At 34.0% G+C, this 12,024-nt stretch carries 11 protein-coding genes and 1 pseudogene; 11 read left to right on the top strand and 1 reads right to left on the bottom strand.

What is annotated here, in order from left to right; genetic code table 11:
* Positions 1 to 520: 520 nt before the first annotated feature.
* The gene (locus tag T335_RS0111335; protein ID WP_026477659.1) at positions 521 to 1,627 is read left to right on the top strand and encodes a hypothetical protein; all 1,107 of its coding nucleotides are present in this window, start codon (positions 521 to 523) and stop codon (positions 1,625 to 1,627) included.
* Between the two features lie 287 nt (positions 1,628 to 1,914).
* On the opposite strand, the gene T335_RS0111340 is transcribed toward T335_RS0111335, so the two are convergent.
* On the bottom strand, positions 1,915 to 2,433 hold the full coding sequence (locus T335_RS0111340; RefSeq protein WP_026477660.1) for a hypothetical protein: 519 nt from the start codon (positions 2,431 to 2,433) through the stop codon (positions 1,915 to 1,917).
* Positions 2,434 to 3,606: 1,173 nt separating this feature from the next.
* Here T335_RS0111340 and T335_RS0111350 point away from each other — a divergent pair.
* The 10 genes and pseudogenes from T335_RS0111350 (at position 3,607) to T335_RS0111410 (ending at position 11,830) form a co-directional block, all read left to right on the top strand.
* Positions 3,607 to 4,929 carry a hypothetical protein gene (locus tag T335_RS0111350; RefSeq protein ID WP_026477662.1) on the top strand — a complete coding sequence of 441 codons (1,323 nt, stop codon included), beginning with the start codon at positions 3,607 to 3,609 and terminating at the stop codon, positions 4,927 to 4,929.
* Between the two features lie 190 nt (positions 4,930 to 5,119).
* Positions 5,120 to 5,722: a class I SAM-dependent methyltransferase gene (locus T335_RS0111355; RefSeq protein ID WP_026477663.1), complete on the top strand. Its 603-nt coding sequence runs from the start codon at positions 5,120 to 5,122 to the stop codon at positions 5,720 to 5,722.
* Between the two features lie 38 nt (positions 5,723 to 5,760).
* On the top strand, positions 5,761 to 6,429 hold the full coding sequence (locus T335_RS0111360) for a DUF5071 domain-containing protein (RefSeq protein WP_026477664.1): 669 nt from the start codon (positions 5,761 to 5,763) through the stop codon (positions 6,427 to 6,429).
* A gap of 295 nt (positions 6,430 to 6,724) precedes the next feature.
* Positions 6,725 to 6,994 carry a type II toxin-antitoxin system Phd/YefM family antitoxin gene (locus T335_RS0111370; RefSeq protein WP_026477665.1) on the top strand — a complete coding sequence of 90 codons (270 nt, stop codon included), beginning with the start codon at positions 6,725 to 6,727 and terminating at the stop codon, positions 6,992 to 6,994.
* A gap of 135 nt (positions 6,995 to 7,129) precedes the next feature.
* A pseudogene (locus T335_RS23020) lies at positions 7,130 to 7,303 on the top strand (type II toxin-antitoxin system RelE/ParE family toxin); the annotation flags it as partial.
* Between the two features lie 314 nt (positions 7,304 to 7,617).
* Positions 7,618 to 7,986, top strand: coding sequence for a PPC domain-containing protein (locus tag T335_RS0111380; RefSeq protein WP_026477666.1), 369 nt, complete (start codon positions 7,618 to 7,620; stop codon positions 7,984 to 7,986).
* Between the two features lie 354 nt (positions 7,987 to 8,340).
* Positions 8,341 to 9,132: a CPBP family intramembrane glutamic endopeptidase gene (locus T335_RS0111385; protein ID WP_026477667.1), complete on the top strand. Its 792-nt coding sequence runs from the start codon at positions 8,341 to 8,343 to the stop codon at positions 9,130 to 9,132.
* A gap of 674 nt (positions 9,133 to 9,806) precedes the next feature.
* Positions 9,807 to 10,511, top strand: a complete 705-nt coding sequence (locus T335_RS20520; RefSeq protein ID WP_034328360.1) for a tetratricopeptide repeat protein — start codon at positions 9,807 to 9,809, stop codon at positions 10,509 to 10,511.
* Between the two features lie 148 nt (positions 10,512 to 10,659).
* Positions 10,660 to 11,235 (top strand): GNAT family N-acetyltransferase, encoded by a 576-nt coding sequence (locus T335_RS0111405; protein ID WP_242837289.1) that lies wholly within the window; start codon positions 10,660 to 10,662, stop codon positions 11,233 to 11,235.
* A 205-nt stretch (positions 11,236 to 11,440) separates the two neighbouring features.
* Positions 11,441 to 11,830 (top strand): RidA family protein, encoded by a 390-nt coding sequence (locus T335_RS0111410; RefSeq protein WP_026477670.1) that lies wholly within the window; start codon positions 11,441 to 11,443, stop codon positions 11,828 to 11,830.
* The last annotated feature ends 194 nt before the right edge of the window (positions 11,831 to 12,024 follow it).

Raw genomic sequence — 12,024 nt, forward strand, 5'->3', positions numbered from 1 at the left:
CAGATAGAAAAACGCACATTAGAGGAAACCGGGAGTTTTCATGGAAAAATGTTTCCTTATTTTACAATAAATAATAAACAGTATTTTTATAAGGATGAAATAGATGAGTGGTTAAGTGAAGTTGCAAGTAATAATAGAGAATATAACACAGTAAATGGGTGGATATTACATTAAAAAGTTGATAGTTTTTTTCTGATTATTATATAGAATTTACAAGAGAGCAAATCTATAATTATTTTACAAAAGTACAGCAAGGGATAAAAAAGCAAGCTTAAGGGTGCGACGTCCGATCGCACTCTGAGTCATAGGGCATATGGCATCGGAGAACAATACATTTGAATAAAGGTGCTGGTGGCACGTGTCAAGGGAAAAGTCAGAGTACCACACCATCTTACTGGGTGCAAGCACCGCCAAGAGGCATGTCTTTGGGGTCCAGTTCGAAGGTGTCGCAAATGCAAGACGTTAGCAGAAATTCTATGCTAATTAGGTGTATGAATAGATTTAGTGAGGAGATAAAGAAATGAAAAGCATAATAATCGGAAATGGTGTAATAATTCAATTTGGCGGGAGTAAATATTCAAATAAATCGATTATCAAAAGAGCTTTAAAAAATATATCATCAGGGAATTTTCCTAAAGAAATATATCCAGTTGAATCTGGTATGGCAATAAAAATGTTTGCTAAAGAATTAAGATCAGTTTTAGCAGGTGCTTATGATCAATATGTATATACAGATATTGAGAAACAATCATTAGGTCATATTAAAGCAAGATATAGTCAAGCTATTAAATACAAACCTGAGGATATAGGATTAGAGGATTATTTTTTTATTGGAAGAGTGGTATGTAATAAGCTAGTTCCAGAACCTGAAATTAGAAAAGCATCAATTGAAGGTTTGTGGTGTCCTTTTATAGATTCAATATACAATAATGGTGAGATTGAAACAGTACATTCTCAATTTACTAATGAATTCGTAAGTTTTTTACAATCGTTTGATAATATTTTCACTACGAATTATGACTCTAATATTGATTCTGTTGTAAAAATTGATGTACATCATTTACATGGTTCATTTAAGATGTTAAGTGATGTTTATAATCATGAAAGCTTAAGAAATAAGCTTCCTGATGCACCAATTAAAATTGCTAGAGTTATTGAAGGCTACGAGCATTTATATAGTAATGCTATTTTGGATTTCTCTGGTGAAAATAAGAAATGGAAAATAAATATGGGTGAAAATGCTAATGTAGGTATTAGAAAGCTGGTATATGCCTATAAAACGAATCCAAAGGTAAAAGCAGATGTTGATTCTTGGGCACAAGAGGATAATAAGATTGTTCGACAAATGTATAATAGTGTTATTGCAAGTATTGAAAATCCTGAGGCAATTTTTGCAAATTACTATGATTCTGAAAAACTAAGTACTATTGAAGGAGAATTTTCAATTTTAGGCCTATCTCCTAATAATGACCTTCATATATTCGAAGAAGTAATAGCAAATGAAAAGGTAGAGAAGATTATATATTATTATCATAGGCAAGGCGATTTTTCAGGCATTCAAACACTTTTTAACAATAAAGAGATTGAATTTAAACCTTCAGCTAGTTTATGGGATGACTTTAAATAACTTCATATAGAACATCTGCTAACAGACAGTTACCAAAATGGCTGACAAACGCCACTTCGGTAACTGCCGAAACGTTATATGCCATCCTTGCCAAAGAAAGTTGAAGCATTGGGTAAAGTAGTGCTGAAAAGATGGTCACAATAGATGGAAAAAGTGCAGCAAAATTGCCTTTGACATTGATTAAACTTTGGAACAATTACTAAAAGTTTTATTGTAAAATAGTACTATAGTTTGTGGTTGACAGGGAGATTAATATAGAGATGTCAGGATAGGACTTAGATAATAGCTTATTCTACCCCAACAACAAATGTATAGGAAACTGAACCCGCTATATTAGAGTTCTTAAAATTAGACCATTGGGCAATGACTTCATATACATAATCACCTTGATCTACGGGAATTTTAAATTGATTGTTGCTTAGAGGAATTACTTTCGCTCTTATGTCATCCTTCCATAGATATAGGGTTAAGTCAGGCTGATCTTCTAATTGAATTGTTACTTTTGTTTCAGGGGGCAGAGTCATTGCCTCAAATGATTCTGCAATTTGATTTGGTGAAGCTGCATCCGCTATTATGATTTTACCATTTTTCTCCCACTTAAAACCACCCGGCTCCATCTTCATGAGTGCGTCATTTGTTTGAATAAAGCCAACTATCTGAGGTGGGAAGTCTTCAGATAAGCCCAATATTTCAAGGGGAAATTTTTCTATATTTATATCCCCACCTTCAATCTTAGAATTTGTACAGCCTACTAAAAAAAGTAATAGCAATACAATTATTATAAATATAATCCATGGGCATTTCATTATATTCACTCCTTTTGATAATTTTTACTCCTTTATTCGCTTAGACGTTATAAGAAATAATAAGTTCCAAAGTTTGGTTAAACCATTAGACTATTGTGAATTTAACGTTAATAAGATTGACTTAAACGAGGACTCTCTGAGAAAAACATAGTTTAAAGCCTATAGAATTTGATTCCATTTTGGAGTTGAATCTTTGTATATCACAAAAGGGTAGACGCAAAGACCTACCCCCTACCAAAGAATATAACACAGTATCTATTAAATGTGCTACTAGAGAGTTAGAAAAGAAGGCGTTTAGTGGTTATAGAAGCTGCAGAGCTAAAGGACAGCATATATAACAAGCCATTCCCACAAGGGTGCAGCAAGCATGGTTAAGAAGAGAGTCTCTGTAGGCACCGTCACGGAGCAAGATCAGACACCACACCTTCTCACTGGGAGCGGAGCTCCGCTAAGACGGTCTATCTTTTGGGTCCAGTTCAGGGACGTTGCAGACACAGAACCGTTAGCGGAAATATTCTTAAAAGGTGTTGCTATCATAGAAAATTAGCTTTTATTAAGGACTTATTCATTATAATAAATAGAATTTTTAGATGTAGGTACTGGACTAATGGCTATTTATAAATAATTATTAATCAAAATATGTTTATTAGGGTCAGATCTATAGAGTTTCGGCGGAAAAGATAGAATTAGTAAATAATAGAGTCCAGTTTATAGCTGGATTTTTATTTAAATGGTAAGTTCTTAAAACGTTCATTTTGTAAGATTAAGTATATAGAAATCGATGGTTTCTTATTATATGTTACTGTTAAAAGATAGGTTAAAAGTCATGGGTTTACTAGGGCCAAACTTAAGGGATACGCTAAATGCCAACAAGATTTAAAAAAATTGGTTGCTTTAAGCATAAATATAGAATTTAGGTTAGGTAAAAAAATATATTGTTTTTAATGAAAGGATAAAGGGACAGTTGTAGAGAATTTTATCAAGAATAAATCCGCTAACAATGTGTTTCATTTGGTTAGGAGTATAGCTGGAAGGAAGGGTCAGTGACCACACCTTCTCACTGGGTGCAAGCACCGCCAAGGGGGAAGGTCAAAGGGGGCCAGTTCAAGGCGTCGCAAACACGGAGACGTTAGCTGAAATATATAAGGTTGATTTTTAGAAATGGAGGTTGAAATGAAAGAACATAGAATTCAAAAAATAAATTCAAAACTAAAAAATTTGTTTCCAAGTGGAGATGTAAGCTGGTTATATTTAGGAAGTAAAGATTATGCTGGGGCATATTATAAAAAGGTTGATTTTGATGGTGGACATATTTATTTAGTTAGTGGAAAACCTAGGTATCAAGTGAAAGTCTACCTAAGTTCGACAGGACTTTGGGAACTGACTATATTACTAAAATTATTAGAATTTAGTTCGAGTGAAAAGAGAATCCTAGCAGTTCTTCAAGAAACTCTTGCTAGTAGCCTTAGTGAAAGTAACAACGAGCTTACACGTTTATCAAGTCGAATTGGTAGTTTTTATGCATTTGAAATTGTATTAATTAGTAGAATACTGAAAAAGACGATGATTAATAGATTTTGGACGATAACGGAGATAACAGAGAATCTAAAAAATTTAACTTATAAAAGATATGAAGGGTCACCTGCTACATCAGGATTTATATATACAAGTCAGCCTGAAAAGTATATAAAAGCCCTTGATTTAAGTAAAGTTGAATATGAAGAATTTGCTGATGAAGTGATTATGTCTGATGAGTATTTTAGCTCACCTGCATCTTATAGATATGTTGATGGGAGGAATTCATTCTATCTAGTAAATAATTATGGAAATGTAATAGGGGTTATAAGAAATAAAAAAGCTTCTATGTTTTCGATTGTAGATAGATGTTCTGAGAAGATGTATAGTCATTTTGTTGATAAAATGCCAGGGAGAACATGGATTGGTTATGTTGGTCTTAACGATGACATTAACATTGTAGTTGATAAGCATTCTTCATTTAAATGGTCTGATAATAATTGGTATGTAAGAGATAGATCAATTATTAAGAAATATTTAGTAGGATATGGTTGTGACGATGGTTTTGCTGACAATCTAGTTGACATTATTTATACTTTATCGGAGTTACGTCATGGAACTGTAATTTGTATACCTATTGAAAAATCTACACCTCCGGTTATAGGGAAAATTGACACGAGTATAATTGGTGGAATGTTAAGAGATAAATTTGCCAGTCGAAAGTTCAGTGAGTTACTAGAAAGTAATCAAGCTATTGGATTATTAGCTTCGGATGGATTAACTACAATATCCCAATTGGGAACGATTATTAGCTGTGGAGATATTATAGATATAACAGCTGCTACAAAAGGAAAAGTAACTGGTGGTGGTCGTAGTCAAGCAGCATGTGCTGCTTCATATTATGGTTTGTCAATTAAAGTATCTGAGGATGGACCAATTTCGTTATTTTTAAATGGTGATAAGATAATAGAAATGCATTAATAATTACGAAGGGATTATAGGTTAAACCTTATATACATCAGCTAACAGATAATTACCAAAATGGCTGAGAAGCGCCACTTCGGTAACTGTCGTGACGTTATCTGAAATGCGGTAAAAAAATGGATGCTTAACCTTGGAGGATAAAATACCATTTTTAGGATGAAATCAATAAAAGCGAGGTAAATCAATCATGAAAAATTCAACCAACATATCAAAGTACAAACGATTAGCTCCAATATATGATATTATCTTTGGAAAATTTTTTATTAAGGGAAGAAAAAGAGCGATTAGTTTGTTAAATTTAAATCCTAATGATAAAATACTTATGGTAGGAGTAGGAACTGGTCAAGATATAAATCTGATTCCATTTCAGTGTTTAGTTACAGGAATTGATATTTCTGATGCTATGTTATCTAAGGCGAAAGAAAAGTCTAAAGATAGAAATGTAAATTTACTTAATATGAATGCTGAAAATTTAGAATTTGAGGATGAATCATTTGATTTTGCTATTCTTAATTTGGTGTTAAGTGTTGTAGAGAATCCTAGAGAAGCTATTTGTGAAGCTTTGAGAGTAATCAAAGATGGTGGTGAAATCTTAGTTTTTGATAAATTTATTGTGAAAAATAGAGTATCAATATTTAGAAAACTAATAAACAAAGCCACATCGATAATAGGTACAGACATTAACCGTTGTTTTGAAGATATAACAGATGGATTACCAATTTACATTATTAAGGATGAACCATCTATGTTCAATGGGAATTATAGAATAATCTTGCTCAAAAAAAATTGAAGGTGCCATGTCCATAGTGGCAAAGGTGCCTAAGATTCATGAGTGCACCGCACATCAGAGAACAATACATTTGCATAAAGGTGCTAGAAGGGTTGTCTGGGGAAAGTTCAGCACCACACTCTTCTCACTGGGAGCGAAGCTCCACTAAGGGGTATTCCTATGGGGCCCAGTTCGAAGGCGCGGGAATGGCAGAGACCGTTATGTGTAAGGGCAATTTCGGGGTTGAATATAAAGTTTTATTATTTAGGAGATTGAATATGATGATTAAAGAATTAATTGCTGATTTGGATTGGGGTAAACCTAGAGAAATTCAAGAGAATGCAATAAGAAGACTTGAAGAAATTGATGATGAAGATATAGTATTATTGGCTAAACAGTCGAATGATATCTGTCACAAAGGCTGCTGGCAAAATGCTGCAGTTGTGTTGAAGTTAATAGGTTATCCTCGAATTAAGCCGGTTTTACCCTACATTATGCAATGGTTCCAAGATATAAATTGGCCTGGGGTTTATACAATCATAGAAATTTTACGTGATGCCGAACCGCTTGAATTGATACCTTATATAGAAGAAGCTTCAAAAAGAGCAATAATAGATAAGGATGGATTGTGGGCACTTGGTATTGTCTTCTTGCTAGAAAAGTTAGAGCTAAACCATAGAATAAACAGCGATTTATATAATCAATTGGTTTGCTTATCCAATGAGTAAATCTGGTAGTCGATATTAAGCATTGCTTTGGGGGTTGTCACTACATATAACATGACCATCCCCACAGCGGGGCAAGAAGGACCGTCATGAAGCAAGTCTCTGTATTAACCGTAATGGAGCGAGGTCAACACCACATCTTCTCACTAGGTGCAAGCACCGCCAAGGAGTATCCTTTGGGGTCCAGTTCGAAGGCGTCAGGAATGGCAGGAACGTTAGACGACAAACTATATTGAAATTGATTATATATCTATATTTTGATATAATATGCATATAATAAAAACAGGAGGTGCATATTATGCCATCAATAAGACCTAGTTCTGATTTAAGAAACAATTATAATGAAATATCTAAATTTTGCAACGAGTACAATGAGCCTGTATATATAACAAAGAATGGGAAAGGTGATTTAGTAGTAATGAGTATTGAAACATATGAGCGACTTGTAGATAAATTTGAACTATATAAACTATTAGAAGAAGGAATGGAATCTATGGAAAAGAAAAGAGTAAGACCATTCACAAAAGCTATAGAAGATATTAGGGAAGGCCTAAAAAGTGAAAAGTAATAATTATAGTATAGAAATTACTGAACCTGCGGAAGCTGACTTACATCATATAGCAAATTACATTGCAAAAGAGCTATTAGAACCAGAACTAGCATTGAAAGTACTAAATACTATTAAAAGGCAGTTCTTAGTCTAGAAGAAATGCCTTTTCCACATGCGTTAGTAAAAGACAATCGACTGTGTCAATTAGGAATTAGACAAGTAATTGTTGATAATTACATAATATTTTATGTCATTAGAGAAAAGAAAAAACTAGTAACGATAATTAGAATTCTCTATAGCAGAAGAGACTGGATAAATCTATTGTAAAAGTTGTTGAAAAATACATAAATAAAGCTTAAACTACTTGTAGCGTTTATTTGTGCGTAAAGTTCGCCGTCTAATAATGTGTTTGCACAAGGGTGCGGGCGGGCACGTTTTAGGGAAAGGTTAGCGCACCACATCCCTTCACCGGAAACGAAGTTCCGTCAAGACGGTCTATCTTTGGGGTCCAGCTCGGAAGGCGTCGCAAACACGGAGACGTTCTACGCAATATATAACTAAAGATAGCAACTTACTAATATAAGTCTTGATATAAAAAGATATTACAATGATTTGTAAAATATATTGGAAGAGGAGATCATATGAAAAAGAATTATTTTTTAATTTTTATTATTATTGTTTCAATTTCTTTAATTGGTTGTAATAAGCAGGTGTTTGATGGTAGTAGAACAAGTAATGATAAACAATTTTTGTTGGAGTATGATATTTTAAATGATACAAAAACTCATAATATACAATTAGAAGAAGGGGATATTATAGCTGTTTTCATAGAAAATATTTCAGGTCGTCTGGATATAACTGTTGCTGATGTTGATGGTACAGAAATATATAGAGGTAATAATGCTTCTTCGGGAAAATTCAATCTTACTATACCCAAAACAAACACTTATACATTTATAGTTATAGGTAAAAAAGCAAAAGGAAGTGTAGGTTTTATGGTAACTGAGTAGATTAATTATCTACTAATAAAGAAGTATTAAAGGTTATGGTGGTATTTTACTACAGTAATGATATTGTACTGCGTAGGACAATGTGTTTATGGCAAGGGTGCGGGCGGGCACATGTTAAGGGCAGGGTCAGAGCACCACGCCTTCTCACTGGGTGCGAGCACCGCTAAGGGGCATTCCTTTAGGGTCCAGTTCGAAGGTGTCGCAAATCCGAGACGTTCTCCGAAACCATACGCTTAGACCGTGGCGTCCTGCCGCCGATTGTATAAGAGGATGTTAAGAGCTTTGTTAATTCATACTTGTAGGATAATGTGAAGCAAAGATTATTTATACTAGCTTATTGTGAGGGCTACCAATATGAAAGATGAAACCATTAAGAAAAATATTGCGCTATTTTTTATTTTTGTATTTGGGCTACCGTTGATATGCTTATTTATCGTAAAGAATTTCAGTATTTTTCAATCTGGAATGCCGAACTTTATTATGTATGGCATTCAAACAATGACACCAACGCTTGCGGCCTTGATTGTTGTTGCAACTTTAGGTGGTAGCAGAGAGATGCAGTTGTTTATAAAAAAGTGTTATTTTGACAATATAAGAATTGGTTATATCGCAATAGCAGTATTGCTACCATTAACTATATTAACTATTTCAAAGTTGACATCGCTCATTTTTGTAGATGGAAATCTATTTATAACAGGTATTACAAAAAAGAAGCTGATAATAATTATGTGGGCTTTGATTGCAGAAGAAATAGGTTGGAGAGGGTTTCTACAAGAAAAATTGGATAAGTTATATGGCTTCTTTACAACACCTTTACTTGTAGGCATAATATGGGCATTATGGCATTATCATTTGTTTTGGCTAGGGACTATGACAGCACCTATCGTATTATTTGTATCTGGGTGTATTGCTGATAGTTTTATTTATTACTGGGTTACAAAAAAATCGAAAGGGAACGTTATTCCTGCTTCTGTATTGCACTTTACACAGAATTTATTCATCAGTCTTTTTTTGATAAATCCTGAATACAATCATGGTAGCACTATACCATACTTGATATTTGTTGCTTATTCAATCATAATGGCTATAGGAGTAACTATGTGGGAATTAAAAACAAAGAAAAAACACGGCGCAATAAGCTGGTAGCATGTTTTATGGGCAGGTTCAGCACCACACCTTCTCATTGGGAACGAAGTTCCGCCAAGGCGGTCTATCTATTGGGTCCAGTTCGAAGGTGTCGCAAACACGGAGACGTGGGGCATCACATACTTTGATTTCGTAGAATCCGTCGATGAAATTGGCATCAAGGTAAGTGCCGAAGATGATTTAGTTGTATCATATGGAATAGGTGGGAAAGAGCATGCGTTTTCAAAGGAGAATGATGAGATCAAAGTTGGTAATTTTTCTGTTCAGGAGTATAAATTATACTTCACAACATTTCAATATGAAGATATAAATGGTCTATTAGGTTTAGATATACTAACTCATGGGGGCTTTATAATAGATTTGGAAAATCTTGAATTATATCAAAAGGAGTTTTAGTGATAGAAACTCTTTTATTTTTAAGTATCTATGGTAATATTATGCATTACATAAATAATATGTATGAAAAATAACATTATATAACAGCGTGTTTACAGGAGGTGCGGGCGTGCGCGTACTGAAGGGAAAGGTCAGCATACCACATCCCTTTACCGGGAACAAAGTTCCACCAGGGGGAGGGTCATGCGGGTCCGGTTCAGGGACGTTGCAGACACTGGAACGTTAGGTGAAATTGCTTTTTAAATTGCGGCATTATATAAGAGAAAAGAGGTGACCAGATGTCACTTTTATTTAAAATAAAAGAACGAAAGAAGATAATAGAAATCTATGATTTGTTAAGAAGTAATAGGAATGAAGAAGTAACAAAAGAGTGTAGTATTTTACTTGAAAAATATCCAAGAGAAAAACACATATTTCAACTTCAATATATTGCGCTTATTCAATCTGAAAAATTTGATGAAGCATTAAACTATTTGAAAAGGGTTATGGATTTTAAACCCAATAAAGAAACCAATTTTCAAATAGCTTCCCTGCTTTGTAATGAGCATTTTAAAAGGTATGAAGAAGCAATAGACATATTGGATAATTTAATCTCAAAGGAAATGAGAAATGCAGACCTTTATCTTAGTAAAGGAGTTGCTCTTGCCTGTTTAAAGAGATATAAAGAAGCTGAGGAATGCTATAACAAGGCATTACAGCTAAAACCAACGAACTTATATTGGATTTATGTAAATAAAGCAGTCATAAAACTTAATGTAGCTGAATTTCAAGAAGCTTTGGATTTATGTAATATGGCGGTTAAGAATAATAGAAACCTTGAAAACTTAGATTATTTATATATAACAAAAGCAAGAATTTATTCAAAGCTAAGTAATGAAGATCTAAGTACTGAATATTTAAAAAAAGCAGCTCAATTACATGAAATATGGAAACAAAAATATTACGAATGCGATGAGTTAAAGCGATTCGGTGATTGTTTATAAGGGTTTAGTATGCAACTTCCCCTAACACTGTGTTTATGGGAGGTGCGGGGAGCAAGTTTTGAGGAAAATTCAGCGGGGCACACCTTCTCACTGGGTGCAAGCACCGTCAAGGGGTATGCCTTTGGGGTCCAGTTTGAAGGCGTCGCAAATGCTGAAACGTTGTATAGAAATGATGTATTTGTATATTAAGGTGGATATAAAGAATGGAGAAATAACAATGATGTGTAATATTCGATATGCAAGTGTTGATGACGCAGAAATACTAGGGGTAATTCACTCACAATCATGGAAAATGGCATATAAAAACATTGTCCCTGATGAAATTTTGGATAACATTACATCGGATAAAAGAACTGAGTACTTTAGAAAAGCATTAAAAGAAGGCTGGGAAGAAGATGCAATAATATATAAAGATAATAAAGCAGTGGGATTAATTTGTATCGGGAAGTGTAGAGATACAGACAAAGAAGATTTGTACGGTGAAATAAGAGGGATATACCTATTACCAGAGTACTGGAATATTGGAATAGGTACACAATTAATAAGTTGGGGATTGAATGAATTAAAAAAAAGAGCTTATAAGGAAGTAACTCTATGGGTTCTTGAAGAGAACTTGAATGCTAGAAAATTCTATGAAAAAGTTGGATTCAAACATGATGGGACAGTTAAAGCAATTATTATTGGTAAAAAACTAAATGAATATCGCTATGTAAAAGTTATCTAATACAATTTTAGATTACGTTTAAATCAAGGCTGCTCTATAGAATTTGAGAGACCGACGTTCTGTCGGACTCTGAGTTACAGGTCCTCCCACGTTACATAACAATGTGTTTGCATTTGGTTATATAAATAGCTTAAAAGATGAAATTAAGGCCTGAAATTTATTCAATATTAAGATAAACAATAAAAAAATTCAGAGGAGCGATTTTATGAAAGAATTTAGAAATCCCAATAATATCCACAGTCCAGTTGCTGCTTATACTCATCAAATAGAGGTGTCAGGAAAAAACCGTTGGCTAGTTTTATCTGGACAACTTGGAAAAGATGAGAATGGGATAGTCCCAAGTGATCCGATAAAACAAATTGAAATTGCTATGGATAATATCATCAAGAACTTACACGCAGCTAATATGAATGTTAAGGATTTAGTCAAAGTAGTATTTTATCTAGTTGGAGACATTGACAGTTTAAGACGTAGAGAAGTTATTTCAAAGGTATTCAATGGTCACGAGCCATGTATGACAATGTTATATGTGGCCTCCTTAGGTGATCCTGTATTTAAAGTGGAAATTGATGCGTGGGCATGCTCTGACATCTAACAATTGCTTGTTTAAGTATGTACAGTGAATCCTTTAAAAAGGATGGCACTACTCACTATACAGTACATTTGCATAAAGGTGCTGGAAGCACGTGTTAAGGGGAAGGCCAGAGCATTACATCTTCTCACTGGGTGACAAGCACCGCCAAGGGGTATTCCTATAGGGCCAGTTCGAAGACGTCGCAAACACGGAGA

Source organism: Alkaliphilus transvaalensis ATCC 700919, from assembly GCF_000621485.1.
Taxonomy (GTDB): domain Bacteria; phylum Bacillota; class Clostridia; order Peptostreptococcales; family Natronincolaceae; genus Alkaliphilus; species Alkaliphilus transvaalensis.